This window comes from Bacillus sp. 3255 (assembly GCF_031456485.1).
Classification (GTDB): Bacteria; Bacillota; Bacilli; order Paenibacillales; family NBRC-103111; genus Paenibacillus_E.
The window spans coordinates 134,244-159,709 of sequence record NZ_JAVDUS010000017.1 but is presented as its reverse complement, the minus strand read 5'-3'; the positions used below and the strand labels follow the sequence as shown (position 1 = coordinate 159,709).

The following is a 25,466-nucleotide window of genomic DNA, read 5'->3' as shown; positions in this document are numbered from 1 at the left end:
TATGGCGAAGTCCCAACATAAGCTGGCCGACATCTTGGAAGCCAAACGTTTCGCTGTTGAACATATGGCCGTTTTGGTGGGACAAATACCGGATAAGGATCCATCCCTAGGGGAAATTAAGACCCTGATGGAGCATTCTCTTGAAGTAACCAAAGGAATTGCCACCTACTTGAATAGTTTAGCAGATTTAGAGAATGCCTTATCGGATAATATAGCACCAATCATGAATATGATGAAAGAAGCTCCTAGCTACGAATAAGGATTGGGGTGAACACATTGGACAGAACGGAAAGCTACTTATCCATCTTGGATGCTATGGTGAAAATACAGTATAACGTTGCTTTGATTCTGGAAGCGAAAGCGGTCCATGCCGAGAAATCAAGAAACTGGATTTGCAATCACTTATCTACGGCTGCCTATGCGGACAACGCTGAGCATGTGAAGGAGTCGCACGACATTCATGAGCAGCTTATATCCGTCATTGAGGGGATTACTAAGATGGAAGTTGCTTTTGCTAAACATATGGGGGTACTCCTTGCCAAGGAGGAGGAACCTTCAAACGGAGTAGCGGGAGGCTTTGGCGATTTGTTCGGATTAGGAAGCGATATGGAAAAATGAGATCCGAGGATAGAAAAGAATTACTTCAATTAGATTTATTGGAGTCTATGGCCCTCAGCCAACGCGCCTTGGCGCGTATTATCGAGAGTGTCACACAATGCATAGAAACCTCGCCGTCGCTGGCAAAGCATGTCGCTGAGAACTTAAGCATCATTGCGAAATATCAGCAGGTGCTCACGAGAAAGATAACGGGTATTCAGATCAATGAGAAATCTAGAGGAACTCCTGCGCAGCCCTGGATAAATCCGCGTGCAAGAGTTCATCCCAAAGTCCCCTCTTCATCTAAGGTTAGATGAGGAGGGGTTGTTTTATTTGGGACATACCATTTATGCAATAAGCAAATTAACCCAAAACTCCCTAGACATTCGCCAATTTTTAGCCAAGCTGGGTTCATGCGTATGAATCTAGAAGGAGGTATTCATAGTATGGAGGAAGGTTGGTGGAAATGACCTAGTCAGACAAGTAAAGGAGTGAAGTCGAATGAGGAAAACTTCCAATGCAAAAGCCCGAAAGCAGCTAAAGGATGCAGCTCACAAACGAATGATAAAGTCTAATGTGAAGAAAAAACAGCAGCAGCTCAAAACTAGGAGACCTTTGAGTGTTAAACCTATTAGAAAGAGTCATGTTTTCTTAGCTACCATTCCAACAGAAACAGAACAACCTGCACAGCCTGTAGAGTTGCTTCAACCTCCAACTGCAATAGAAACCTCTGAGCCTCAGTCACTACCAGCATCCATCGAACCACCATCGAATCTAGAACTGCCGGTTTTGCACACGGGTGTGAACCTGATCGGTTACATTCGGACGGAGATTGGAATCGGTGAAGCGTGCCGATTAATGGCAAAGTCCTTCGAGACCGTAGAGCTTCCTTTCGGCATCGTCAATTTTGCAGATCCAGGTGCCAGGTCGGCCAGAAACAACGATATGACGTGGATTCACAAGGAAATGGATGGCGCGCCTTATAATGTGAACTTCTTCCATATGAATGCGAGTAATCTACGAGACGCTTATGACCATCCGTTCCATCCCTTGGGTCGGGAAATCTTTCGCAATCGCTTCAATATTGGATATTGGGCGTGGGAGCTGCCGGAGTTTCCCGATGAATGGCGAGGAAGCTTTGAGCTAGTCAACGAAGTATGGGCGCCTTCTCAATTTATTGTGGATGCTGTGCAGCAGAAGTCTCCCCACCCCGTTGTGAAAATTCCGCATCCGATCTATATGAGAAATGACCAATCGTATGATCGCCAGCGATTCGGGCTCCCTGAAAATCGATTTCTATTCTTAAGTATGTATGATACACACAGTACGAAGGCAAGAAAAAATCCCCAGGCTGTTATCAGAGCGTTTAAAAAAGCGTTCCCGCCGGATGATGAGTCTGTCGGCTTGGTCGTTAAGGTCAATAACCCCAAATCTAACCCCAAGGATCTTGAAGAACTTATGCAGCTGATGGAGGGATATTCCAACATCTATCTCATTCGGCAAATCCTAAACCGCGATCAAGTGGATACGTTAATTAACTCCACAGACTGTTTCGTATCCTTGCATCGCTCGGAGGGATTCGGCCTTGTCATGGCAGAGGCTATGTACTTAGGCAAGCCGGTAATCGGAACGAACTGGTCTGGAAATACCGATTACATGAATGCCGACAACGCTTGCCCAGTGGATTATAAGCTTGTTCCGGTTGGCCAGGACATCGGACCGTACAAGGCGCATCAAATTTGGGCTAAGCCGGATACGGAGCATGCCGCTTATTACATGCGCAGGCTGGTGCAGGATGAGAAGTGGCGGGCGTTCATTGCGCAAAATGGCAAGCATACCATCCGTTCCGAGTACTCGCCTTGGGTAATAGGACAACAGGCCAAAAAACGGCTAATGCAGTTAGGACTTATTTGAACGGCGGGTAGGGATAGATGTCCCATTTTCAGCAAAAGCCGAACAGGGGTTAAACGGATGCCGTGCCCTTCGGGATGAATACACATACAATGGGAACGAAACCAAATGGCAATTCGCTCAGGAGGAAGTGAATATGAAGAAGCGAGTGATACGAAAGAGCTTGAAACCGAAAGCGAAACCTCGCTATGCCTCCAAACCTTTATCCGAACAGGAAAAACCCAAAGTTTCGGTCATCATACCGGCAATGAACGAAAGTAAGACGCTAGCCTCTGTCATTCGTCAGGCTCAATTGGTGCATCCTTTTACAGAAGTAATCGTTGTTTGTAACGGCTCGACGGATGGTACAGAGAACATTGCCAGGAGGATGGGGGCAAGAGTGATATCCTTCAAGGAATCGTTAGGCCATGATGTAGGCCGAAGTATCGGCGCCATGCATGCGAGAGGTGACATCCTGTTGTTTACAGATGCCGATATTGTGATTCCGGCAAGGGACTTGAAACCTTTTGTTTATGCCGTTGAACGAGGCGTCGACGTAGCGTTGAACAGTTACACGGGCAAAGTTCTAACCGATGAAGTTCATCCTGTTGTACTAGCGAAGCATGCTTTGAATCTTGCCCTTTCCCGCCCTGATTTGCGTGGAGCATCCATGACGACAATTCCCCACGCGTTAAGCCGAAGAGCGCTTGAACAGATCGATGCCAAGCATCTGTCTGTGCCACCGCTAGCTCAAACGATCGCTGTGCGCAAAGGACTTGATCTTCACAAGGTGCATGAAGTCAATGTAGGGCGAATGAATCCGCGAAAAAGGAAAGCATACAAGGTAGATCCGCTGCGGCATCTCATTATCGGAGACCACTTGGAAGCCATCGAATGGTTACTGCAGGATACGAACGAGCGTGGTCTACAGACAGATTTATCCCGGGATCGATCCTTTGTGGGGTGAAGTTATGAAACGAAAAGCTACCGTACAGCGATTACGCAAGAAAGTGCCGATGCGGTTGAAAAGAAAGGGCAAACTGATAAGAGGAAGACGGATGGCACCATCGGTACAGTGGATACCTATAACGCAGAAGGCTGGCAGTCGCTATGCGGTTGATCACCCGCTTCCGGAAAATGAACAGCCTATCCGCTATATTAATTTCCTGTGGTATTACCACTATTCAGGGGAAGGCAGAAAAATCCCGGATGCATTATATGAACGGTGTGCGGAGGCTTTTCTTACCGGCTACTGCACACAAGCGGGCATCGAGAAGCCGGAGGGCACGTTGGTTCCGACACTGAAAAGCCTGTCGGCTGTCATCACAGTGTTTAATGAAGGCTCTACGATAGCGGGCGTACTCGCACAGCTGCAGCGTCTTCCGATGAAGGAAATCATCATCGTTGTCAACGGTTCAACCGATAACAGCTTCTCGATCGCCCGGCAGTGCCCGCTTGCAACGATTGTTCATTATCCATATTCCGTTGGTTATGATGTTGGGCGATCTATCGGGGCAAGGTTAGCGACAGCAGATATGGTGCTGTTTATCGATGGTGATATCCCGATTAAGGCAGGACAATTGGTTCCATTCATACGAGCTATAGACCGGGGAGCGGATGTAGCCCTCAATGATATGACCCCTTTCATCGGCCAATTTGCTCGTCGCGACGGCGTAACGGTGATGAAACAATTTTTGAATACGGTTCAAGGCAGACAAGATTTAAAAACGAATTCCATGACAGCCATTCCTCATATGCTTTCCCGGAATGCGATTGAACGAATCGGAGCAGCCAATTTGGCCGTACCTCCGAAAGCTCAAGCTCTGGCGATCCAGCTCGGCCTATCGATATGCGCTCCAGCCAGCATCGATGTGATCTCAGGCAATAAGGTGACCAAATGGAATACAGGAGCTTCCAATCCTGTCTCGAGTCTCATCCTTGGCGACCATTTGGAAGCCATGCACATGTTACTCAGCAGCTACTGCAGCCGGCTTCATTATAAGGATGGTATCCGGAAGCGTTCCGCACTTGGGGAGGGATTCCATTGAATGCAACCAGTATCATTATTCCGACATTTAATGAGAAAGCACTGCTGATGGATTGCATCTATTCCATTCGTCTTCATACGCAGGTTCCGTATGAAATTATTGTTGTCGATAATGGATCTACCGACGGTACACTTGAATTTTTGGTTCAGGAAGGAGTACCTTTCGTCTCATTTCCCGACAACAGGGGGTTTCCGGTTGCATGCAACACCGGCATGAAATTGGCCAAAGGCAGCACGATTTTGTTATTGAATAATGACGTGCTGCTAACTCCAAATTGGCTGGTCAATTTGTTGGATTGTCTTCTTCACAGACCGGATGTCGGTATTGTCGGACCGATGACCAATTATGCCAGTGGCAGGCAGAAAATCGAGGAGCCTTATACGACTCTCGAAGAGATGACGCTCAGGTACAACGAGCAGAAGAAAGGAACGTATACCGAGGTTCAACGTCTTATCGGTTTTTGCTTCCTATTTAAAAGAGAAGTGATGGACACCATCGGCTTATTGGATGAGCGGTTCAGTCCCGGACATTTCGAGGATGATGATTATTGTTATCGGGCAAGGCTGGCGGGCTACAAGCTGATGATGGCGGAGGACACTTTTATCTTCCATCATGGCAGCGCCAGCTTCGGCAAGAAAAGCCAGCAGCAGTTTAAGGCGATTGTGAAGCGCTCGAAGGATCTGTTTATGGAGAAATGGGGCGTGGATCCGCAACAATTTATATGAGCATCTGATGAAAGGGTGGGCGTTGCTATGAAGGGAGTTATTCTTGCAGGTGGAACGGGTACGCGTCTCCGGCCATTGACTCAAATAATGAACAAACACCTGCTTCCCGTCGGCAAATATCCGATGATTTATTACGCGATAGAGAAACTGAGAGAGGCAGGAATCTACGATATTTTGCTCGTAACGGGAAAGCAGTCCGCTGCCCTCTACATTGATTTCTTGGGCAGCGGGAAGGCTTGGGGAGTCAAGCTTACCTACAAAATCCAAGAGAAAGCCGGCGGCATAGCCGAAGCGCTGGAACTTGCTGAAAGCATCGTGCATCCAGGTGAGAAGCTGATCGTCTTGCTGGGCGATAACTTGTTTGAATCTTCGTTGACCTCTTACGTAAAGGAGTTCGAGAAACAGCCGGAGGGAGCGAAGGTATTTCTGAAAGAAGTCGATGATCCGAGACGCTATGGGGTCCCGGTGATGGACGGAGCGCTGATTAAACGGATTGAAGAGAAGCCGGAAAACCCGCAATCCTCGTATTGTGTTACAGGGATCTATATGTATGATTCCTCCGTCTTCCATCTGATTCGATCGATCGAGCCTTCAGCGCGCGGAGAGATGGAAATTACTGATGTGAACAATTTGTATGCCGAAAAAGGGCAGCTGACTTATCACATATTGAACGGTTGGTGGATTGATGCCGGAACGTTCCCGTCCTGGTACGAAGCCACCGAAAAGCTGAAAGAATACCCGAAAATTAACTCAGGTGATGAGCAGTGAAGACATACGATTATGTCATTATCGGAGGCGGCATTATTGGGCTCACCATAGCTCGCGAGCTTAAGCTAAGAGAGCCGGGAACCACCGTATGTATACTGGAAAAGGAAAAAGATGTGGCCGCACATGCCAGTGGCCGGAACAGCGGAGTGCTTCATGCCGGCTTCTATTATACGGCAAACAGTCTAAAGGCGAAGTTTACCAAAGAGGGTAATCAAGCGATGAGAACCTATTGTAAGGACAATGGGCTCAGCATCAATGAATGCGGAAAACTGGTTGTCGCCAAGGATGAGACCGAGCTGGCCGGTCTCGAAGAGCTGAAGCGGAGAGGGGATATCAACGGAGTTGAGCTGAAGTGGATCGACGAGGCCGATGTCCATGTCATTGATCCGAATGCAAAAACGTATCGCAAAGCTCTCTTTTCGCCTACGACGGCGTCGGTGGATCCCGTGGAGGTGTGCCAGATGCTTAAATATGACAATATGGCGCGCGGGGTTTCGTTTTATTTTCAGACACAATATCAGAATCATAGAGGAGATTTGGTATTTACCGATAAGCAAACATATAAGTTCAAATATCTGATTAATGCTGCCGGCCTCTATGCAGACAGTATTGCTCATGATTTCGGATTCGGCCTCAACTATACCATCATTCCGTTTAAAGGCATTTATTTGAAATATACGAAGAACAAAACGGATGTAGCTACGAACATCTACCCTGTCCCCAATTTGGGCAACCCTTTTCTTGGCGTGCATTATACCAAGACCGTCGATGGCAGCATTAAGATTGGCCCTACAGCGATTCCGGCCTTCTGGCGCGAGAACTATTCTGGTCTTCGGGGCTTTCGGTGGAAGGAATTTTTGCAAATTGTGGGCTATGAGGCGAAATTGTTTCTTACGAATTCCTTTCAGTTCAGACGATTGGTATTCGAGGAAATGCGGAAATATATGAGATCCTATTTCATAGGTTTAGGCCTATCAATGGTTTGGCAAATCGATCCGGACGGTTTCGGACATTACTTGCGTCCGGGCATACGCGCGCAGCTCCTGAACAAAGAGACCTTGGAGCTCGTACAGGATTTCGTGATCGAAGGCGATCATCGTTCAATCCATGTGCTGAACGCGGTGTCCCCGGCCTTCACATGCTCTATGCCGTTTGCTGCTTATGTGGTCGATCAACTCACACAACTACGAGGAGGCTCTACAGCATGAAAGTAGTTTCGACGAAGCTGCCTGGGGTGCTGCTGCTGGAACCGAAGGCGCATGGCGATCATCGCGGCTTCTTCATGGAAAGCTACAATCGAGAGCAGCTGGCACAGCTAGGCATTCACCATGAGTTCGTTCAAGACAATCATTCCCTATCCGTAGAGGCAGGGATCTTGCGTGGACTTCACTATCAGCTGGCGCCAAAAGCACAGACGAAGCTCGTTCGGGTCCTATCTGGCGCTGTTTATGATGTCGCAGTTGATATTCGAAAGAGCTCCCCGACGTATGGTCAGTGGATCGGCGTCATCCTGAGTGCGGAGAACAAGCGCCAGATCTTAGTGCCTCAAGGCTTTGCGCACGGTGTATGCACGCTTGTCCCTAACACACAGCTCCTGTATAAAGTCGATCAATACTACTCCCCCGAACATGATCGCGGCATTCAATGGAATGATCCGCAGCTTGCCATCGACTGGCCGGTTTCGGATCCCATTTTGTCAGCGAAGGATCACCAGCATCCACCACTTCAACAAGCGGATAATAATTTTGTGTAGCTGAAGAAAGCATCTTTGAGAAATACGCTAAGGAGGAACATTATGAAGACAATCTTGGTAACGGGAGCCGGCGGGTATATCGGCAGTGTGCTGGTCCCAAAGCTGTTGGATAAAGGCTACAAAGTGAAAGCGGTAGACCGCTTCTTTTTTGGTACAGATAAACTTCCACAGCATCCGAATCTTATTCTGATCAAAGAAGATTCCCGTCGTCTAAAAGAAGAGGTATTCGCCGACGTAGAGGCGGTCATCGATTTGGTAGCTATATCCAACGACCCCAGCGGAGAGCTGTTTCAGGAAGCGACTTACCAAATCAATCATATCTCCCGTGTCTCTACGGCTCATAAAGCCAAGAAACTGGGCGTTAAACGGTATATTCTTCCGTCCTCCTGCAGCCTGTACGGCTTTCAACCGCCAAAGGTTATCGTGGATGAAACCTCTCCTACCAATCCGCTTACAACGTATGCCAAAGCGAACGAAATGGCGGAGCATGGTGTCCTCCCGCTTGCTGATGACTCCTTCACGGTTGTCGTCATCCGACAGGCTACCGTCTATGGTCATTCCCCTCGTATCCGCTTCGATCTGGCCATCAACGGCATGGCGCTTGGCGCATGGCGAAACGGCGTCATTCCGTTAATGAGAGACGGCTCGCAATGGAGACCCTTCGTCCACGTCCAAGATACGACTGACGTGATGTGCCTGCTGCTCGAAGCAGCCCCTGATGTCATTAACGGACAAATCTATAATGTTGGCTCCGATCGCAATAACTACCAGCTCGGCCAATTGGCCGAGGAGATTGCCGGCAGCTTACCCAAACAAGTCACGATAGATTGGTACGGCGCACCCGATCACCGTTCTTATCGGGTCAGCTTTGACAAAATTGAAAAAGACTTGCAATGGAAGGGCAAATGGACCGCTGCGCAGGGCGCGCTGGAAATTTACAATGCGCTTGAAGCGGGCGAAGTGGTCAATATGGCTCAAACGATTACGTTGGATTGGTACAGCGAGCTGGTGAAATGGCATCGGATAATTGAAGATGTCAAATTGTACGGAGGTATCATGGAACTCAAGGGATGGAATGAGTGATGAGAAGGATTGTGCTGCTAGGCGCTAATGGACAGCTGGGATCGGATATCCTCAGACAATTTGCCGGAGATGACTCGTACGAGGTCATCCCCGTTACACGCAATCAATTGAACGTGGAGGATACGGAAACGATCATTCCTTTCTTAGAGAAGCTGGGATCGATTCATGTACTGATCAATTGCACGGCCTTTCACAATACCGAACAATGCGAAAAAGAGCCGCTTAAAGCTCTTATGGTAAATGCCATTGCGGTATTGCGCATGTCCGTCTTTTGTAAACAACACGGGGTCACTCTGATTCATTTCAGCACGGATTATGTATTCGATGGCGACAACGCTCTTCCCTACACCGAAGACGACGAGCCTCGTCCGCTGAATGCTTACGGTAACTCCAAAGCAGCAGGCGAGAAGGTTATTGCGGACTATTTGGATCATTATTTCATATTTCGCGTTTCCTCGCTATATGGGGTTGCAGGATCCAGCGGCAAAGGTGGAAATTTCATTGAAACGATGCTCCGCTTGGTTAAGCAGGGGAAGTCGGTTTCGATTGTCGACGATGTCATCATGTCACCTACCCATACACTCGATGTAGCTAGAGCAGTCAAAGTCTTTCTCGATAAGAATGTGACGGAATTCGGCATTTATCATTGCGCGGGCGAAGGGGCATGCAGCTGGCATGAATTGGCTGTTCAGGCATTTACCTTATGCGGGCTTACGTACGAAGCCACCCCTGTGCCATCCAGCCAATATCCTTCAGGGTGCCGGAGACCTTCTTACAGTGTTTTGGATAATAGCAAGATGAACCGTATTTATCCAATGCCGCCATGGAAACGTTCATTGCGGGAATACCTTCAGCTTAAAGGATATGTAGGAAATCAGGAGTGATCGTGATGAATGCCATAAGTGAACGCAAAAAGCTACGGCCCAAAACGGTCTGGCAGGCCCCACCGTCAGCAAAGCAAGACTGGGAGGCCGGCCATCGAGTTGGGTATGCAAAGGGATGGTCTTACGGATATCATATGGGACGCTGCCAAAGAATAGTCCGAGATATACCACAAGAGACCGGTATTCTTTGGGACTTGAAAGTTATGTATGTAAGGGCAGTTGGGGCTCCTTATGTTTCCATTGATGAAGGCATTGAAGATAGCTTGCGGAAGCTGGTACGCGAGGTTATCGTTGTGAATCAGGAAGATGATTTTGTTAGCATTTCCAGGGAAACCAGGCCGGATATCGCTCTAATGCTGTTTACACTTGCCCCCTCGTTCCCTATCGATAAAGTGCAGGCTCTCCGTTCTTTGGGCATTCGGACGGCGATTTGGCTGTCTGATGATCCTTATCATACGGACCAAACGATAAAGATTGTACCCTATTATGATTTTATTTTTACACTGGAGATCAGTTGTATAGATTTGTATAAGTCTATAGGCTGCAATCATGTTTATTATCTTCCATTCGGAATTAACCCAGGTAGCCTCTTGTTCGAACACGTCCCCACATCCTATCGCAAAGATATTTGCTTCATAGGCACGGCGTTCTGGAATCGGGTACACCTTATTGATGAAATTGCAGATTATCTCAAAGATAAAGATATCATGATTAATGGCTTTTGGTGGGAGCGCCTTCGTTCCTACGATAAGCTTGCCTCCAAGATTCAAGGATACTGGTTAGATCCAAAAGAAACCGCCAAACATTATCATGCCTCGAAAATCGTGATTAATCTGCATCGATCCATCGATGATGAAACACATAATAGTAATAGTAGACGCATTCCAGCTTACTCACCTAATCCCCGAGTTATTGACATTGCAGCTTGCGGCACACTTCAGCTAACGGATGTACGCCAAGAATTATCCAATTTCTACACGCCCGGTGAAGAATTAGATACATTTAGTTCCTCGCAGGAACTGGTATCGAAAATCGAATACTACTTGAATCATGAAGAGGAGCGGCAGCGAATTGCCTTACAGGGCTTATCTCGTACACTACGAGAACACACGTACCGGAGCCGCTTACATCAAATGTTAACGATTATGAATGGCGTTTAGCCACCATGTCGAAGAGGTGAGTATATGAAAGGAAGACGTAGCGATTGGAATCGGGGTCATGGGGATGGATATAACAGCGGATGGCGGCATGGGTATCACTTGGGCAGATGTGAGGCCATTGTGAAGCGAACGCCGGAGATAGGCACTCGAAGAGCGATCAAAGTCATGTATGTATCTTCGGGCAACTGGTCTTACCGGCCGATGGATCATGGCATTCAAGCAGAATTGGAGGCACTTTGTGCGGAAGTGCTGACGGTTGCCCCTCATGATGATGTTTTGGATGCAGCCAGGACCTTTAAACCTGATCTGCTCTTATCGCTGAATTCCGTTGAACTTCTCAAGGTTCAAGTCGTAGATGAAGTAAGGGCACTGGGAATCAAGACGGCTGTCTGGTTCACGGATGATCCATACTACACGGATGTCACCGTCGATATAGCCAAACATTACGATATTGTGTTCACACTAGAACAAAGCTGTGTGCCATTATATCAGGAAACAGGCTGCAGGGAAGTTTACCATATGCCTTTTGGCGTTAATCGCTCAATCTATTACCCTAAGCCTGTTAGTGCTGAGTACCGGGTTGATATTTGTTTTATCGGTGTTGCCTTCTGGAATCGTGTTGCCTTCTTTGAACAAATTGCAAATGAGCTTGCCTCCAAAAAATTGCTAATTGCCGGCTATTGGTGGGATCGGATGAGGAGTTATGCTTTGCTGGAGAGCAAAATCAAAAATGGCGTATGGATGTCGCCGGAAAATAGCGCGAGTTACTACAATGGTGCTAAAATCGTGATCAATATGCACCGGTCAATCGACGATTCTACCAACCAGAACACCCGGATAATTCCGGCGCACTCGATCAATCCCCGTTCGTTTGAAATTAGCGCCTGCGGCCAGCTGCAGCTGACAGACGGCCGTGCTAACCTGGGCAGCATGTACACACCTGGACAGGAGATTGCAACGTACGATTCCCCGCAGGATCTTATGGCCAAAATTGATTATTATCTTCAGCATGAAGAAGAACGCAGTCAAATGGCTTGGCGAGGACTTGAAAGAACGATGCGTGAGCATACGTACCGGAACCGGCTCGTGCACATGTTGGATCTTATTTTTCACTGAACAGATTATTAAGGCAGGTGATCTTATGTTACCCCTTCAGAAGAAACAGCGTGATGCGAAGCGAAAAGGCTCCGTTATCTCTTTCTCATCAGGCAGCTCAAGAGGCCGGCGTAAAAGGAAATTCCGGTTAGCGGCTGCGAAAAAGCTCCGGAAGCGTTCCAAGGCTTCAAGGGTGAAGATCGTCTACGTTCAATCGCCCGCAGCGCTCCAGGAAGGGCAGCAGACGTATAATCATGGCTTCGATCATGGATATGATAAAGGCTTCGGCAAAGGCTTCCAGGAGGGTAAGCACACAGGCGGAGAGGCCATCGTCGATGAATGCTTGCCGGAGTATCAGATACTGCCGGAAGTGCCGATTGAACAAATCATCGCTGCTGGCGTAGCATCGCTGCGTCCGCAAATTCTCCACTTGGTTACCGCACAGGACCTAGGCGAAAGAATCGTTGAGGCGTTGAATAAACGAACGCCGTTTTCCTTAGTCCGATTGGGTGACGGGGAGCTGCTGACTTTGGCTCAAGAATCGATCATGTCGATCGAGCAGATCAGGGAAGACGGGCCATTTCTCCCGTATGCCGGCGTCGAAGTGCCCGACTTGGAAGTGAAAAGCGAGCTGCTGACAGCGGTGCGAGGAGCGACGGTCGTAGGAATTCCTAAGCTGCGCGTACGGAACTTTCAACCACTCGCGTTTGCTGTTTTCAAGCATGAGCATATCGATTACCGTCAACTCACCCTAACAGACTCATTAGTCAATTATTATCTCTACCAAACAGGTTACTTGTCCCGAATTACGCAGGGCCGCCGGGTTTTGCTTGTCGGCAACCTTGCCCCGCAGCTCGGCGAAGTGCTTCGCCAACATCAGGTTGAGGTCGTAGCCGAAATCTCGCCGGTTCATGGTTTCAAAGACATTCCAAGAATCAAGTCGGCCATCGCGGAGCATGAATTTGATATTGCGCTTGTGTCCGCAGGCATTTCCGCGGTTATTATCTCCGAGTGGATTGCCTCTGCATTCGGCAAAGTCGCAATTGATTTTGGTCATCTGGCGGATGCAATTGTTAAAGGGGAGGCGCCATACCGGTGAGAAGAATAAGAAGGATAAGAAGACGGTTCTTCAAAACAAGAAGAGCGAAGAGGAGCAAAAGCTATAATCAACTGTACCGCATAGGCTATAACCTGGGCTATGACAACGCACACGGATACGGATATCAAAACGGCTGGGAAGCTGGTATTGCCAGCTATTCTCAGCCTTTTAAAGGCACCAGCATTATTATCGTCACGACGAATGATCAGCGGGTTCATCTTCAAAACTGTATAGACAGCATTTATGCATATACACCGGAGCCTTTCGAAATCATTGTAATTGATAATGCTTCAACCGATGACACAGCCGACTACTTGAAGTCGCTCAGGGGGAAGATTCGCTATCGCGTATTTAAATCGAACCTTGGCTTCGCTGGCGGAACGAATCAAGGCCTAAGGTTAGCGCGAGGAGAGACGCTGCTCTTTCTTAACAACGATACGATCGTGACGAAGGATTGGCTCAAAAACATGCTGATTTGTCTGCATAGCAGTGAGAAGATCGGCCTTGTCGGCCCGGTTACGAACTACATCAGCGGCGAACAGCTGATTGAAACGCAGTATACCTCTACGGAAGAAATGCACCACTTCGCGAGGAAGTTCAATGTTTCAGATCCCGGGAAGTGGGTGCAAACAGGGAGATTAACGGGCTTTTGCGTGCTTATGCGGCGCGAATTCTTCGATCGGCTCAGTTATTTGGACGAAGGCTTTGAGATCGGCAACTGCGAGGACGATGATTTCGGGTTCCGCGCACGGATGATGGGCCACGAGCTCATCGTTGCCAAAGACACGTTTATTCATCATGTTGGCAGTGTCTCCATTAAAGCGCTAGGGGAACTATTCGAGAAAGTATACAGCAAGAACCTAGATTTCTTTTCGCGGAAGTGGGGAGACTCGCATAGCTTACTTCATGAGGTTCAGCAGAAGCTGGCCGGAGGCATAGCATCTATGAATGACTTCTATCCGAGCCATACGATCGTCCGCGGTGTGTTGCCTCAGCTGTACTGGATCGAAAATGGCACCAGATATCCAATCGAAGGTGAACTGTCTCTTCTCGCAAGCCGTATTTCACAGGTTGATTTGCGGAGCTGGCCTATTGGTTCTCCGGTCTCGTCTCAGGATGTGGAGGCGAAGCTGGCTTATCTGGCACAAGGCGTGCAGGCAGATGGAGCGCTCCCGGAAGGCCTGCTGGTCAGAAATGCCGATAGTACGGTCTTTCAAGTGAAAGGTAATAAGCTTTGCCGCATCATCAACGATTGGGCGTTGTCGTTCTGGCATCTGAAGGAGCGGCATCAAGTAACGATCAACGGACAGTTCTTGGTGCGATATGCCCAGGGATTGCCGATTATTGCGCCAGCCTCAATTGTAGCGAATAACGTATAAAGGAGTTTGGGATGATGAGCGTTAAACGAACTGCACGCCGTAAGCGTGTTGCAGCCTCGCGGAAGGGCAAATCGCTGGGTGCCAAACGCAAGCTAGGAATGAAAGGGAAAACGAAAAAAATAATCGTCAAACGGCGGCTGAAGAAGAAAGCTCGTCTCGTTAAAAAAGGAAGATCCGCCTTAAGGTTTATTCGGAGCGGAGGGTACAATCGAGGCTTTGACAAAGGTTACGATACAGGCTACACCGATGGCTTCAACAAAGGTTTCGAGGATGGCTTCGAGCATATGTATTCAGCCTCATAAGGTGAAGAGTAAGAAACCTCTCTTTCGTGATGTGGATATTACGAAACGACGAGGTTTCTTCTTTTAGGTTTAAGAATAATACGTGTATAGTCCTCGATGATGAAGGGTCATCCAGGTATGCATCTCGGCTATCATCTGCGGATAGTCTGAGACAGCGTACGTGAAATCTGCCCGGGTGGAGATCAGGCTTTTGTCAGAGGTATAGCGGTCATACTTATAGATGATTACATCATCTTTAGCGAATTGCGTTTGGAGCATGTGCAGCAGCGCGTATTTGGACAGCTTGGGTTGCCCTGCTAGGTGGACAAGTCCGTGAATCGGATGCTGAAGGCACCAGTGAATCGCTTTGGCAAGCTCCAGGGTGGTTACGCCGTTCCAGAACACCTCGCTGTAGCCAGGTATCTCTCCTGTTTGCTGCATAAACCAATGGAACAGTCCGATCCCGTTTGGCTTTAACTCCGGCCCGATAATCGACGTGCGAATCGTTAAGGTGTTCGGGCCTTGCACCTCGCCCAAACTTTTGGTTCTGGCATACAGGGTCGCACCATCGGCGGAATCGGATTCCGTATAATCCCCGCGTAAACCTGAGAATACGCAGTCCGTACTTATATGAATAAGCCGGAAGGGATAAATCTCCGCCCACTGTGCGAGTTGATGCGGAAACAAACTGTTGACTTCAATCGCTTCAGCCTGGCGCCGGCCTGCCTCTTCATTGAGCAGTCCGACTGCGTTAATCACGACATCCGGCTTAATAGTGTCAAGCAGCTCCTGCACGCGGCTCCTGTCACGGATATCCAATGCGAAGGAACGAGGATCTCCAGGGGAAGCGGTTCTAGCTGTATCCCAAACCTCAAATTGAGGCAGATCGCTGAAGTAATGCTTCACCATGTGCCCCGCCATACCTAGTCCCCCGATGACGAGCAGCTTCATGGCAGGAAGCCTCCTTGTTCGAGCATTTCTCGAATTTCATCAGCATTCATCAGCAGGTCATTCGAGGCATATTCCGTAATCATCGTTTTCGGCAGATGGCTGTAGTGGTTGTAGAGATCGGGGTCCGCATTGGAGGGGAGAATGACGAAGTACTTATCGCTATATTGAAATGTATAGGGAGCTTCATGCTCCGAGATCAGGACTTCATGAAGCTTCTCACCCGGACGGATGCCAACCTCTCTTATCGCAAGCCTCTTGGTTGATAAACGCTCGATGAGAACATTGGTGATATCGGTAATCCGGCAGGCATTCATTTTCATAACAAAGGTTTCGCCTCCGATGGCTGCGCGTGCGGCACTTAATAGCAGGTCGATGGCCTCGGGAAGCGTTAAGAAGAAGCGGGTCATGTCTTTATCGGTAAGAGGAAGATCCTCTCCTTGGAGAATGCGGTTCTTGAAAAAAGGAACGACACTGCCGTTGGTGCCAAGCACATTTCCGCCTCTAATGCAGACAAAGCGGGTAGAGGTGTCGAGGTTGTTGGCCCGAATCATCAGCTTCTCGCCAAGCGCCTTGGTCATCCCGTAGAAATTAATGGGATTGACAGCCTTATCCGTCGAGACATCGATGACTTTCTTAACACGGTTACGAATGCTGGCGCGAATGACATTCTCCGTCCCTTTGACATTGGTTTTCAACGCTTCATCGGGTTGATCTTCACAGACTGGAACATGCTTGAGAGCAGCTAAATGGAATAAGTAGTCCACATTTCGGCAGGCTTCATCGAGCGCTTCCAGATCCCGGATGTCGCCGATGATAAATTTAAGCTTCGGATTGAATTGAAAGTCGCGCTGCATGCGCACTTGCGCGAATTCGTTCCTGGAAAATATCCGAATTTCCTTAGGCTGTTCCAACAGCAGCTTGCGAACAAGCTCCTGTCCCCATGATCCGGTCCCTCCGGTCACGAGAAGCGTTTGATTATTAAACATAGCTTTGTCCTCCTAGTACAATATTGACCACCTTCGAAGAAACATGAGGATCCAGATAGCCTTCCGGACAATCCCATGCAAGAGGAGAATTCAGCATGAGCTTGACACAGGCATGAATGCGTTCAGGCACAAGTCCGGAAAGAAGATTGCTTCCACAGATTAAGGTTTCCGGTCTTTCCGTGCTTTGCCGAATGGTAACGGCAGGGACACCGAGTATGCAGCTTTCCTCTTGGACCGTACCGCTGTCTGTAATGACACAAGCTGCGTGCATTTGCAAGTACAAGAAGTCAAAAAAACCAAACGGAGGGAGGAAATGGATTAAAGGGCTATAGCCGGTTATCCCCGATTTGACCAAGCGGTCCCGTGTCCTCGGATGTGTGCTGCAAATGATAGGCAGCTTAAGATCGTCAGCCAATAGATCCAATCCTTGGACGATTTGCCTCAGCCGGGAAGTATCGTCCACATTTTCCGCACGGTGAGCCGTAACAAGCAGATAGCCTTTCGACTGCAATCCTAAGTCTGTGAGAATTGTGCTCTTGCACGCCTGCTCTTTATAGTGCTGCATCACTTCATAAATCGGATTGCCTGTCATCCAAATCCTCTGTGGAGGGACTCCGTCTCGAAGTAAATTCTCTCTTGCCCCCGGCGTATAAGGCATATTGCAGGTAGAGATCGCATCGATTGCTTTGCGGTTGATTTCCTCCGGCACACGCGTATCGTAACAGCGATTCCCCGCTTCCATATGATAAACGGGTATACCGTGACGTTCAGCGATCAGGGCGGTCAGCGCACTATTCGTGTCACCTAGAACAAGCATGCGGTCAGGCTTTTCCTTGATCAGCACTTTCTCGACCTGGGTGAACATCTGGGCAATTTGCTCGCCAACGGTTTGTGCTTGAAGCAGAATGTGAACGTCCGGTTTTCGAATACCCATTTGCTCAAAGAAAACATCGCTGAGTGAACGGTCATAATTTTGTCCGGAATGCACGAGAATGTGAGTATCGGCAAGGAGATCGAGTTTGGATATGACTAAACTTAACCGGATAATTTCCGGACGTGTACCTAGAACGGTCATAATCTTCATCGCGAATGGCTCCTTTTTATATGTGAAGTTCCTTCATAGATTCCGATAATAATTTAATGTATCCAAGACGGACTGCTGCCATGGAATACTTGGCATCCAGCCAGTAGCTTCTCTAAGCTTTGCAGCGTCCCCAAGCACAATACCCGCTTCCTGACGGCGCAGCAAATGGTCTTGAATCGATATTTCAAACGGAATCGAAGCATATTGCCCCAACAAGCTAACCATGGACCGAATTGAATAAGCTGTTCCGCGGCATACATTATAGATTTCACCAGGCGGACAGGCTGCCACCTGCAGAAGGGAGAAGTAAGCGGCGACAGCATCACGGACGTCTAGGAAATCCCGCTGTACATCCATGTTTCCAACTTGGAGCTTGGGCGGAAGGAGACCTTTCTCCATCATAGCCACTTGCTTAGCAAACTGCGCGCACACGCCTGCTGCTGGTCCAGGGCCGATCAAGTTAAACGTTCTTGCTACAACGGTGGGAATCGCATAGACATGTCCATACATCTGCATGACAGAGGACATCAACTGTTTGCTCCAGGCATAAGGACTTACAGGGCTAAGCTGCGACGACTCGGTTAACGGCTCATCCTGCAGCTGATATTCATAAGCCGTACCGACAGCCAGACATGCACGAAGCTTGTGATCCGGACATGTTCGGATGGCCTCCAGGATATTCAGTGTCCCCCAGGTGTTGGCATAGATGACTTCAGCAGGGTTGTCATACGAAACGCTCACATCGTTTACACCTGCAAGATGGATGATATGGGTTACCTTGTATGTTAGCAGCAGCTGCTTTATGAAAGATAGCTTCGTTATATCGCCTGAGACATACTGCAGGCGGGGATGCTGAAGAGGACAGCTGATACTGCGTCCAACCCCCAAAACGTTCATATGTTTAGTGAATAAATAGGCAGCCATATGCTGTCCGACGAATCCGTTTATGCCCGTCAGCAGAACGAGTGGGGATTCCGCCATTAGGATTCACCGGGAAGCAGGATGGATTTAAGTTTGCCGAACTCTTCATTCGCCAAGGTGTAATCGGAGGGGCGCCCGATATCGAGCCAGAAATCCGTATTTTCATAATGCCGAACCTTCTGGTCATCCGCTAGCACGGCATGGATCAGATCAGGAATATCAAAGAACTTATTGGCAGGGATATAGTCGGTGATTATTGGATTCATCATATAAATTCCCATGCTTACGCAAGCCAAATGAGTAGGCTTCTCGATGATGTTTGTTACGTAGTCATCCTTCGTTTCAAGGACGCCGAGCTGGATCGGAATGCCTTTTTTTTGTGAAGCAATGGTGAGTAAACTGCCTCCCTCGATATGAAAATCTCTAAACTTGGCGAAGTTTAACGTCGTGAGAACATCACAGTTAATAAGCAGGAATGGTCCTGACATCCGCCGGAGACATTTTAGCGGACCGATCGTACCTAAGGGTTCTCGTTCAACATGATAGGTAATATCGACGCCTCGGGAGCTTCCGTCTCCGAAATACGTTTGGATCAGACTCGATAAATAGCCGCAAGCCATAGTGATGGATGTAAAACCATAATGGCGTAGCTGCTTCACAATAATTTCCAGGATGGGCTGCTCCCCGACGGGTAATAATCCTTTCGGAAGTACTTTCGTATAGGGAGCCATACGCATCCCTTTTCCCCCCGTCATAATAACAACTTCCACAGGAATCACCTCTTATACAACATATTCATCTGGACGATAAAGCTCTGGATGGCTTTTTATCCAGTCTATCGTTCGGGCTAAGCCTTGCTCCAGGGTAACGGATGGCTTCCAGCCGATCAGTGCAGCTGCTTTACTGCTATCGGAGAAGAGGCGGTCTACCTCGCTTTTCTCCGGACGTACACGTTCACTTGCGACGCGTACGGGCAGATCGCGGCCAATAAGCTGTTTGATTTTATCTGCTAACTCGCCAACCGATATTTCATTTCCCGATCCCGCATTGATGACCTGGCCAATAGCCCCATCATGAACGGCTGCGTGTATGAAAGCACGGGCTGTATCTTCTACGAAGGTGAGGTCGCGAGATGACGTTAAATTGCCAAGCACAATTTCGGATTGATGGAGGGCTTGATTAATAATGGTAGGAATGACGGCTCTCATGGATTGACGGGGGCCATAGGAATTGAAAGGACGAACCGTCACGGCCGGCAGAGCGTAAGAGCAGTAAAAGCTTTCAATAATTTTGTCCGCTCCGATCTTGCTGGCTGAGTAAGGAGATTGGCCTTGCAGCGGATGAGTCTCATCCATTGGCACATATCGGGCGCTGCCATAAACTTCGCTGGTGGAGGTGTGAATGAGCCGGGAGGCGCCTAATTCCAAAGCGGCTTGTGCGATATTCAGGGTGCCGACCACATTCGTTTGCACAACGTCATTGGGGTGGAGGTAGGAATAGGGAATTGCGATTAATGCGCCCAGATGAAAGATGGTGTCGTTCCCTTTGACAGCACGATAAACGGCATATGGATCGCGCAAATCTCCTTTAATGACTTCGATCTCCTTTTGAATATCAGTAGGAAGCGTGTCAAGAAAGCCGCGTGAATTACTGGAATTATACCGAATAAAGGCTTGCACCTTGGCACCCTCAAGAACTAGCTGGTGAACAAGATGACTGCCGATGAAGCCGGCGGCACCTGTTACCAATGCATGCTTTCCTCTCATCATGAACGGATTCACTCCTTTTTAACATATAATAGCAATCTATTCGCAGTTAGAAGTTTTGTTGTGGACTCGACCCTATTTTAACCAATAAATGGGTTGGAATGATGTTTCAAGGAACATTTAGGAGTTCGTGGAAATAACATAGTAAAGATCTTCCTTGTACGGGGAGGATGAATCTAGCAAATGGGTAAGGAGGTAAAGCTTGTGAATCAGGATCCGCTTGTGTCGATCGTTATTCCTTTCTATAACTGTGCTTATGTGAATCAAGCGATAGAGAGTGCGCTTGGGCAAAGCTACCCCCATATCGAGGTCATCGTGGTGAATGATGGTTCTACTAAATATCTGGATAAAGTCAGTCCTTACTTTGGGAGAATCGTCTATGTATCGAAAAGGAATGGAGGGACGGGCAGCGCTCTCAATGCAGGGATCAGGCGGGCCGCCGGCAAGTACTTCACCTGGCTTAGCTCAGACGATCTCTATGATCCTGATAAAGTAGCCAAGCAGGTTGCTTTCATGCAGGAACGCGGGGCGTCGGCTAGCTATGGCGCTTACTATCATATTGATTCTAACAACTGCAGAGTAATGGGAGGAAAGGCAGGGATCACGTATCCGGAGAGGGATCAATTTATCAAAATGATGCTAAGAGGATGCTTTATTAACGGCTGTACCGTGATGCTGGACATGAATGTATGGAAGGAAGTCGGTTTTTTCAACGAAAGTCTGAAATACACCCAGGATTATGATATGTGGATGCGGCTCCTGCATAAATATGACTTCTATTACTTGGATGAACCGCTGGTATCATACCGCGTTCATGCAGAGATGGGGAGTCAGAAATACGCCGGGTCCATCACAAAAGAAATTTATCAGGTTCAGTACAACTATAGAAAATCGTTAGAGGCGCTGCTCCACAAATAAAAAAAAACCATCCAAGTCTCATGAGGGATCCGTGAGTAATTGCCATCATGACTGGGATGGTTTTTCTATTAGGAATGGGAAATGATTTGATGGGCTACTAAATAATCAAGTATGGAGGATGTAGATTCCCCAAGGGGCTGTTGGTGCGAGGCGATAACGATCTCCGGTTGGAGCGGCGGTTCATAAGGGGCCGAAATGCCAGTGAATTCGGAAATGGAACCGGACCTTGCTTTCACATAGAGCCCCTTCGGATCCCGCTGTTCGCACACATGCAAAGGGCAATCTACGTAAACCTCCATAAATTCACCGGGGGCGAATAAAGATCTGGCCATATCCCGATCGACCCGGTAGGGTGAAATGAGAGCGACAAGCGTGATCATTCCTGCATCGACCATGAGTTTGGCGATCTCTGCGGTCCGGCGAATGTTTTCACTCCGATCTTCAGCGGAGAATCCGAGATTTCCGTTTACGCCATGACGCAGATTGTCGCCATCTAATACATAAGTACGAACTCCAAGTTGAAATAGGATGCTTTCCAGTTCGTAAGCCAAAGAAGATTTTCCGGCGCCCGATAAGCCAGTGAACCACAGCACGCAGCTTTTGTGGCCATTCATGAGCTGGCGGTCGTTCAGCGTAATGGTAGAGGGCTGCCGTTTAATATGCCGATTATTCACCTTTGCACCTTCTTTCATTCATTGTGGTTACATTCTTTTGCCTGTAATGGCATGGATGGCATCTTCGAATTTATCCAGACTTCGCTTCCATGTCCATTTGGCGGCCTCTGCTTCCCCGGCGGCAGCGAGTTTCTTGCGTAGTGCCGGGTTCTCAATCAACTGCCGGATATTGTGGGAAAGATTGTTCTCATACCGGTACGAAAGCAGACAGTTATCTCCGTGTCGGCAATAATCCATATTACCGCCGGCATAGGTGGTAACAAGAGCTGCACCGCATCTCATGGCTTCTAACCCGGGAATTTGAGCGGTGTCATACGTGGAGGAGCTGACGAAAATGTCCGCTTCACTATAGTGCCGGCTCATCGCTTTATCATCGACAGGCTGCAGGAAACGAAAATCATATTGTTTTTTTAACGATTGCAGGTAGGGAGAGGTTGAATATTCATAAGGCGGAGTGAAAATGTTAATCGAAATATCCGGGTACTGCTCTTTGATAATTTGGAGATGGTAGAGCAAATAGTCTTGTTCCCGATGCCACACATGCCCCCATTCAGGTCTTCGCAGGATAGCGGATATGTGCAGTTTGCTGTGGCGCTCACGGATATGTTCATTGCGGAAGGCCGAACTGATGCCAACCGGAACGATTTGACCCATAACGCCATGGTTTAGAGCAATCAATTGCTGCTGCCAAGCTGAGAGAACAAGGAGATGTCTCGTTAAATGATAAGTACGGAAAGTGATATCATTATTAGGGAGAAAAGCAGGCTCATAGCAAAGGCTTAACCGGATATGCACGCCTTTCCCTTGCTCGCTGGCGACCTGAGAACCGGAAACGATGGTGTAATAGTTTGAAATAATGAAGTCGCTTTTTGGAAACTCATCCACGTCAATATAATCGAGCTGGCGGGTACGGATGATTTTCGCCTTTATCGCGTATTCAATAATGCCGCAACGCGGCATTAGAATCGTGACTTCATGCCCTCTCTCTACTAAACCATTGACGAGTTCAGCTAGCATACGCTGAGCTCCCCCCATAGATAAAGTTATAATAGGGAATGTAAATTTCAATGTACGGTCTCCTTCCCAGACAATCAGATGTTAGATATCTTATGACTAAGTTTGTTGGTAGGAGTGGACGGTTGTTCGGATAAGAAAAAGTTTACACAAATCAAGACCTGGCCCGGTGGCCAGGTCTTTGGGTTATACTGTGGCAATTGCAATGCCGCTGATAGCAACAGGGCCTATGACAGTAGCAATCGTTAAGGCAGATGAGACATCAGCAATTAAACGGTAATTGTGGCTGCCCGCTGGCGGGTTAATATCCACTGTATTAAAAGAAAGATTTCCTTGCTCCAATAATGTTAAATTGCTTGAAGTGATCGTGAATATCGGTAATGTGTCTCTGACGATACGAAATGTTACATCCGGTAATCCAAGAGTCGCCGCATATCCAACAGTGGCACTTAAATATACACTCGTATTAGCTCCGAACGTAAGACCAAAATCGGCTAAGATAATACTGCTGGGCGCTGCCGGAATTGGTCTGCTAATCGAACCTGTTGAGGTAGATGGAATACTTTGAAAAGCATCAACAATTTGCTTGGCCATGGTGAATCCCCCTCTCCACTAACATTCACCATAAAGATAACTCTATGATGATACTCTTAACTTATGTAGGGGATTAATAGATTGACTGTGCAAGTTACATATTTTACATAAAAAGGGTATAAACACGGAAGGTATTTGTAGTCCTGAGAAACAGCTTGCTGAGTTGTCTTGATTTTTTGAGTAAAAATAGGTCCTTATACAATCCAATTTATTCCATTTTGAGTATAATGACGATAAGTTTTGTATATCAGAAATTGTAGTGAAAATAGAGAGGGGAGTTCTTCTATGACCGTACCTTCAAAGCTTCCTGGTTTCTTTCAAAATACGATACCCAAAAGCGGAACCCATTTATTGTTGCAGATCCTCTTAGGAATCCCCGATGTTACACACGATGAAAACAAACATATCTACGAAGGAACAGCCAAACAGGTTCAGACGCATTATCAAGTATTACGCGGCGCCGCGGACAATGAAATGATTACAGGACATATCTACCATATGCCGGAGTGGGCCGCCATGTTTCGTCAATTGCAGATGAAGCAAATTTTTATGCTCAGAGATTTGCGTGATATCCTCGTTTCTTTTGTTCATTTTGTCCGAACCATCCCCTATCCGTTTTCGTTTGCAGATCCAAACCTCCCATTGAAAGAAAGTTACATGCAAATTATTTACGGTATTCCTGAGATCGACTATCCCCATCTTGCGGACTATTATCGCTTGTTCCTGGGCTGGATGGATGAACCTGGGGTATGTACGGTTACCTACGAAGACTTGATGCGGTCTCAAGCATCCCGTAGAGCGACGATCAAGAAAATAGCTGAATATTTGTGGGAAGGACGCACGCCTCCGATATCCATTGAGCAGATGGTGGATCGAATGGAGGGTAACATCAATCCATCAGGTTCACCTACTTTTCGAGAGGGCAGAATCGGGGGGTGGGAGAAAGCATTTGATAACGAAATCAAGGATGCATTTAAAGAAGTGGCAGGAGATTTGCTGATTGAATTAGGGCAGGCCAAGAATAAGGATTGGTGATGGGGGGAGCTCATGGATAAGCGTAACGTGCCGAAAGTATCTGTCGTGATGCCTTTTTATAATTGTCCTTATGTAGAGCGGGCGATTCAAAGCGTCCTGCAGCAATCCTATCCGCATATCGAACTGATTGTCGTCAGTGATGGCTCCACCAAGCATACCGATCTTGTAAAGCCGTACTTATCTCGAATCGTTTATGTGGAGAAACCAAACGGCGGAACGGCGACAGCCTTGAATGCGGGGATTCGGCGGGCAACTGGCGAGTTGTTCGCGTGGTTGAGTTCTGACGATGTATATGATCTTACAAAAGTTGAAAAGCAGGTCAACTTTATGCTGCGTAAAAATGCCGCGGTCAGCTACACGAATTTTCATCTTATCGACGGGAACGACCACATCACAAGGATGAATGTTGGCCTGCATTTTGAAGACCGGCTCTACTTTCTAAAGCATTTGGTGAACAGCTGTCCTGTGAACGGTTCGACGATCATGATGAGAATGGACGTGTTCCAGAAGGTCGGGCTCTTCGATGAAGCCCTTCCGTTTACACACGATTTTGATTATTGGAAGAGGGCTGCGCACTTCTATACGTTTCATTCGCTTCCTGAATCGCTGACCCTTTACCGTGTGCATGATGCAATGGGGAGTGTCGTGCATAGCAAGGAACAATGGATGGAAATTCAATCGGTCAACGAAAAGTATAAAGGAAGTCTCGAACGTCTAATTAATGAAGTGAGGTAAGGTAAGCTCCTGTTAGCTAGAAAGGG

28 protein-coding genes are annotated in these 25,466 nt (G+C 47.9%); 19 read left to right on the top strand and 9 right to left on the bottom strand.

Annotated features, from left to right (window positions below; translation table 11 throughout):
- Position 1 precedes the first annotated feature (1 nt).
- The 16 genes from J2X61_RS24480 (at position 2) to J2X61_RS24405 (ending at position 14,783) form a co-directional block, all read left to right on the top strand.
- Entirely contained in the window at positions 2 to 259 is a 258-nt protein-coding gene (locus J2X61_RS24480; protein WP_310191468.1) for a hypothetical protein, read from the top strand.
- Between the two features lie 17 nt (positions 260 to 276).
- Positions 277 to 618 carry an alpha-helical endospore appendage domain-containing protein gene (locus tag J2X61_RS24475; protein WP_274470826.1) on the top strand — a complete coding sequence of 114 codons (342 nt, stop codon included), beginning with the start codon at positions 277 to 279 and terminating at the stop codon, positions 616 to 618.
- Between the two features lie 480 nt (positions 619 to 1,098).
- A complete protein-coding gene (locus J2X61_RS24470) occupies positions 1,099 to 2,511 on the top strand; it encodes a glycosyltransferase family 4 protein (protein WP_310191465.1) in 1,413 nt (470 codons plus the stop codon).
- Positions 2,512 to 2,644: 133 nt separating this feature from the next.
- Positions 2,645 to 3,454 carry a glycosyltransferase family 2 protein gene (locus tag J2X61_RS24465; RefSeq protein ID WP_274470823.1) on the top strand — a complete coding sequence of 270 codons (810 nt, stop codon included), beginning with the start codon at positions 2,645 to 2,647 and terminating at the stop codon, positions 3,452 to 3,454.
- Positions 3,455 to 3,545: 91 nt separating this feature from the next.
- Positions 3,546 to 4,535 carry a glycosyltransferase family 2 protein gene (locus J2X61_RS24460; protein WP_310191462.1) on the top strand — a complete coding sequence of 330 codons (990 nt, stop codon included), beginning with the start codon at positions 3,546 to 3,548 and terminating at the stop codon, positions 4,533 to 4,535.
- Entirely contained in the window at positions 4,532 to 5,260 is a 729-nt protein-coding gene (locus J2X61_RS24455; protein ID WP_274470821.1) for a glycosyltransferase family 2 protein, read from the top strand. Before J2X61_RS24460 ends, J2X61_RS24455 begins: the two co-directional genes overlap by 4 nt.
- Before the next feature lie 27 nt (positions 5,261 to 5,287).
- Entirely contained in the window at positions 5,288 to 6,028 is a 741-nt protein-coding gene (locus J2X61_RS24450; protein ID WP_274470820.1) for a sugar phosphate nucleotidyltransferase, read from the top strand.
- Positions 6,025 to 7,236 (top strand): L-2-hydroxyglutarate oxidase, encoded by a 1,212-nt coding sequence (lhgO, locus tag J2X61_RS24445; protein ID WP_274470819.1) that lies wholly within the window; start codon positions 6,025 to 6,027, stop codon positions 7,234 to 7,236. Before J2X61_RS24450 ends, lhgO begins: the two co-directional genes overlap by 4 nt.
- Complete coding sequence (gene rfbC, locus J2X61_RS24440) at positions 7,233 to 7,781, top strand: dTDP-4-dehydrorhamnose 3,5-epimerase (RefSeq protein ID WP_274470818.1); 549 nt, start codon at positions 7,233 to 7,235, stop codon at positions 7,779 to 7,781. The genes lhgO and rfbC overlap by 4 nt, the downstream gene beginning before the upstream one ends.
- Positions 7,782 to 7,823: 42 nt before the next feature.
- Positions 7,824 to 8,864 (top strand): NAD-dependent epimerase/dehydratase family protein, encoded by a 1,041-nt coding sequence (locus tag J2X61_RS24435; RefSeq protein ID WP_310191456.1) that lies wholly within the window; start codon positions 7,824 to 7,826, stop codon positions 8,862 to 8,864.
- Positions 8,864 to 9,748, top strand: coding sequence for a dTDP-4-dehydrorhamnose reductase (rfbD, locus tag J2X61_RS24430; RefSeq protein WP_310191453.1), 885 nt, complete (start codon positions 8,864 to 8,866; stop codon positions 9,746 to 9,748). The genes J2X61_RS24435 and rfbD overlap by 1 nt, the downstream gene beginning before the upstream one ends.
- Positions 9,749 to 9,753: 5 nt before the next feature.
- On the top strand, positions 9,754 to 10,908 hold the full coding sequence (locus J2X61_RS24425) for a CgeB family protein (RefSeq protein ID WP_310191450.1): 1,155 nt from the start codon (positions 9,754 to 9,756) through the stop codon (positions 10,906 to 10,908).
- 24 nt (positions 10,909 to 10,932) lie between these two features.
- Positions 10,933 to 12,024: a CgeB family protein gene (locus tag J2X61_RS24420; protein ID WP_310191447.1), complete on the top strand. Its 1,092-nt coding sequence runs from the start codon at positions 10,933 to 10,935 to the stop codon at positions 12,022 to 12,024.
- A 172-nt stretch (positions 12,025 to 12,196) separates the two neighbouring features.
- The gene (locus tag J2X61_RS24415; protein WP_310191444.1) at positions 12,197 to 13,102 is read left to right on the top strand and encodes a GT-D fold domain-containing protein; all 906 of its coding nucleotides are present in this window, start codon (positions 12,197 to 12,199) and stop codon (positions 13,100 to 13,102) included.
- Positions 13,099 to 14,481 carry a glycosyltransferase family 2 protein gene (locus tag J2X61_RS24410; protein WP_274470812.1) on the top strand — a complete coding sequence of 461 codons (1,383 nt, stop codon included), beginning with the start codon at positions 13,099 to 13,101 and terminating at the stop codon, positions 14,479 to 14,481. The genes J2X61_RS24415 and J2X61_RS24410 overlap by 4 nt, the downstream gene beginning before the upstream one ends.
- Before the next feature lie 14 nt (positions 14,482 to 14,495).
- Positions 14,496 to 14,783: a hypothetical protein gene (locus tag J2X61_RS24405; RefSeq protein ID WP_274470811.1), complete on the top strand. Its 288-nt coding sequence runs from the start codon at positions 14,496 to 14,498 to the stop codon at positions 14,781 to 14,783.
- Positions 14,784 to 14,852: 69 nt separating this feature from the next.
- Here J2X61_RS24405 and J2X61_RS24400 read toward each other — a convergent pair whose 3' ends face one another.
- The 6 genes from J2X61_RS24400 to J2X61_RS24375 are packed head-to-tail and all read right to left on the bottom strand — an operon-like array spanning position 14,853 to position 20,473.
- Positions 14,853 to 15,713, bottom strand: coding sequence for a dTDP-4-dehydrorhamnose reductase family protein (locus J2X61_RS24400; protein ID WP_274470810.1), 861 nt, complete (start codon positions 15,711 to 15,713; stop codon positions 14,853 to 14,855).
- On the bottom strand, positions 15,710 to 16,699 hold the full coding sequence (locus J2X61_RS24395) for a polysaccharide biosynthesis protein (protein ID WP_274470809.1): 990 nt from the start codon (positions 16,697 to 16,699) through the stop codon (positions 15,710 to 15,712). Before J2X61_RS24395 ends, J2X61_RS24400 begins: the two co-directional genes overlap by 4 nt.
- A complete protein-coding gene (gene wecB / locus J2X61_RS24390; RefSeq protein ID WP_274470808.1) occupies positions 16,692 to 17,783 on the bottom strand; it encodes a non-hydrolyzing UDP-N-acetylglucosamine 2-epimerase in 1,092 nt (363 codons plus the stop codon). Before wecB ends, J2X61_RS24395 begins: the two co-directional genes overlap by 8 nt.
- A 33-nt stretch (positions 17,784 to 17,816) precedes the next feature.
- Positions 17,817 to 18,764, bottom strand: coding sequence for a GDP-mannose 4,6-dehydratase (locus J2X61_RS24385; protein WP_274470807.1), 948 nt, complete (start codon positions 18,762 to 18,764; stop codon positions 17,817 to 17,819).
- On the bottom strand, positions 18,764 to 19,474 hold the full coding sequence (locus J2X61_RS24380) for a sugar phosphate nucleotidyltransferase (protein ID WP_274470806.1): 711 nt from the start codon (positions 19,472 to 19,474) through the stop codon (positions 18,764 to 18,766). The genes J2X61_RS24385 and J2X61_RS24380 overlap by 1 nt, the downstream gene beginning before the upstream one ends.
- Positions 19,475 to 19,486: 12 nt before the next feature.
- The gene (locus tag J2X61_RS24375) at positions 19,487 to 20,473 is read right to left on the bottom strand and encodes an SDR family NAD(P)-dependent oxidoreductase (protein ID WP_274470805.1); all 987 of its coding nucleotides are present in this window, start codon (positions 20,471 to 20,473) and stop codon (positions 19,487 to 19,489) included.
- Positions 20,474 to 20,653: 180 nt separating this feature from the next.
- Between J2X61_RS24375 and J2X61_RS24370 the strand changes: the two genes are divergently transcribed.
- Positions 20,654 to 21,388, top strand: a complete 735-nt coding sequence (locus tag J2X61_RS24370) for a glycosyltransferase family 2 protein (RefSeq protein ID WP_274470804.1) — start codon at positions 20,654 to 20,656, stop codon at positions 21,386 to 21,388.
- A 68-nt stretch (positions 21,389 to 21,456) separates the two neighbouring features.
- On the opposite strand, the gene cysC is transcribed toward J2X61_RS24370, so the two are convergent.
- From cysC to J2X61_RS24355, 3 genes are all read right to left on the bottom strand, one after another.
- Positions 21,457 to 22,080, bottom strand: coding sequence for an adenylyl-sulfate kinase (gene cysC / locus J2X61_RS24365; protein WP_379240322.1), 624 nt, complete (start codon positions 22,078 to 22,080; stop codon positions 21,457 to 21,459).
- Between the two features lie 9 nt (positions 22,081 to 22,089).
- Positions 22,090 to 23,079 (bottom strand): glycosyltransferase family 4 protein, encoded by a 990-nt coding sequence (locus J2X61_RS24360; protein WP_274470802.1) that lies wholly within the window; start codon positions 23,077 to 23,079, stop codon positions 22,090 to 22,092.
- Between the two features lie 183 nt (positions 23,080 to 23,262).
- Positions 23,263 to 23,670 (bottom strand): hypothetical protein, encoded by a 408-nt coding sequence (locus tag J2X61_RS24355; RefSeq protein WP_274470801.1) that lies wholly within the window; start codon positions 23,668 to 23,670, stop codon positions 23,263 to 23,265.
- A gap of 285 nt (positions 23,671 to 23,955) precedes the next feature.
- Here J2X61_RS24355 and J2X61_RS24350 point away from each other — a divergent pair, with 285 nt between their 5' ends.
- Together J2X61_RS24350 and J2X61_RS24345 are read left to right on the top strand one after the other, a co-directional pair.
- Positions 23,956 to 24,705: a sulfotransferase domain-containing protein gene (locus J2X61_RS24350; protein ID WP_310191435.1), complete on the top strand. Its 750-nt coding sequence runs from the start codon at positions 23,956 to 23,958 to the stop codon at positions 24,703 to 24,705.
- Between the two features lie 12 nt (positions 24,706 to 24,717).
- Entirely contained in the window at positions 24,718 to 25,440 is a 723-nt protein-coding gene (locus tag J2X61_RS24345; protein WP_310191433.1) for a glycosyltransferase, read from the top strand.
- The last annotated feature ends 26 nt before the right edge of the window (positions 25,441 to 25,466 follow it).

Bases quoted from the DNA above. Each gene is read 5' to 3' on its own strand.
- J2X61_RS24480 (WP_310191468.1), top strand. From the start codon at position 2: ATGGCGAAGTCCCAACATAAGCTGGCCGACATCTTGGAAGCCAAACGT.
- J2X61_RS24470 (WP_310191465.1), top strand. From the start codon at position 1,099: ATGAGGAAAACTTCCAATGCAAAAGCCCGAAAGCAGCTAAAGGATGCA.
- J2X61_RS24465 (WP_274470823.1), top strand. From the start codon at position 2,645: ATGAAGAAGCGAGTGATACGAAAGAGCTTGAAACCGAAAGCGAAACCT.
- J2X61_RS24460 (WP_310191462.1), top strand. From the start codon at position 3,546: ATGGCACCATCGGTACAGTGGATACCTATAACGCAGAAGGCTGGCAGT.
- J2X61_RS24450 (WP_274470820.1), top strand. From the start codon at position 5,288: ATGAAGGGAGTTATTCTTGCAGGTGGAACGGGTACGCGTCTCCGGCCA.
- rfbC (WP_274470818.1), top strand. From the start codon at position 7,233: ATGAAAGTAGTTTCGACGAAGCTGCCTGGGGTGCTGCTGCTGGAACCG.
- J2X61_RS24435 (WP_310191456.1), top strand. From the start codon at position 7,824: ATGAAGACAATCTTGGTAACGGGAGCCGGCGGGTATATCGGCAGTGTG.
- rfbD (WP_310191453.1), top strand. From the start codon at position 8,864: ATGAGAAGGATTGTGCTGCTAGGCGCTAATGGACAGCTGGGATCGGAT.
- J2X61_RS24425 (WP_310191450.1), top strand. From the start codon at position 9,754: ATGAATGCCATAAGTGAACGCAAAAAGCTACGGCCCAAAACGGTCTGG.
- J2X61_RS24420 (WP_310191447.1), top strand. From the start codon at position 10,933: ATGAAAGGAAGACGTAGCGATTGGAATCGGGGTCATGGGGATGGATAT.
- J2X61_RS24405 (WP_274470811.1), top strand. From the start codon at position 14,496: ATGAGCGTTAAACGAACTGCACGCCGTAAGCGTGTTGCAGCCTCGCGG.
- J2X61_RS24400 (WP_274470810.1), bottom strand. From the start codon at position 15,713: ATGAAGCTGCTCGTCATCGGGGGACTAGGTATGGCGGGGCACATGGTG.
- J2X61_RS24395 (WP_274470809.1), bottom strand. From the start codon at position 16,699: ATGTTTAATAATCAAACGCTTCTCGTGACCGGAGGGACCGGATCATGG.
- wecB (WP_274470808.1), bottom strand. From the start codon at position 17,783: ATGAAGATTATGACCGTTCTAGGTACACGTCCGGAAATTATCCGGTTA.
- J2X61_RS24385 (WP_274470807.1), bottom strand. From the start codon at position 18,764: ATGGCGGAATCCCCACTCGTTCTGCTGACGGGCATAAACGGATTCGTC.
- J2X61_RS24375 (WP_274470805.1), bottom strand. From the start codon at position 20,473: ATGATGAGAGGAAAGCATGCATTGGTAACAGGTGCCGCCGGCTTCATC.
- J2X61_RS24370 (WP_274470804.1), top strand. From the start codon at position 20,654: ATGGGTAAGGAGGTAAAGCTTGTGAATCAGGATCCGCTTGTGTCGATC.
- cysC (WP_379240322.1), bottom strand. From the start codon at position 22,080: ATGAAAGAAGGTGCAAAGGTGAATAATCGGCATATTAAACGGCAGCCC.
- J2X61_RS24360 (WP_274470802.1), bottom strand. From the start codon at position 23,079: ATGCTAGCTGAACTCGTCAATGGTTTAGTAGAGAGAGGGCATGAAGTC.
- J2X61_RS24355 (WP_274470801.1), bottom strand. From the start codon at position 23,670: ATGGCCAAGCAAATTGTTGATGCTTTTCAAAGTATTCCATCTACCTCA.
- J2X61_RS24350 (WP_310191435.1), top strand. From the start codon at position 23,956: ATGACCGTACCTTCAAAGCTTCCTGGTTTCTTTCAAAATACGATACCC.
- J2X61_RS24345 (WP_310191433.1), top strand. From the start codon at position 24,718: ATGGATAAGCGTAACGTGCCGAAAGTATCTGTCGTGATGCCTTTTTAT.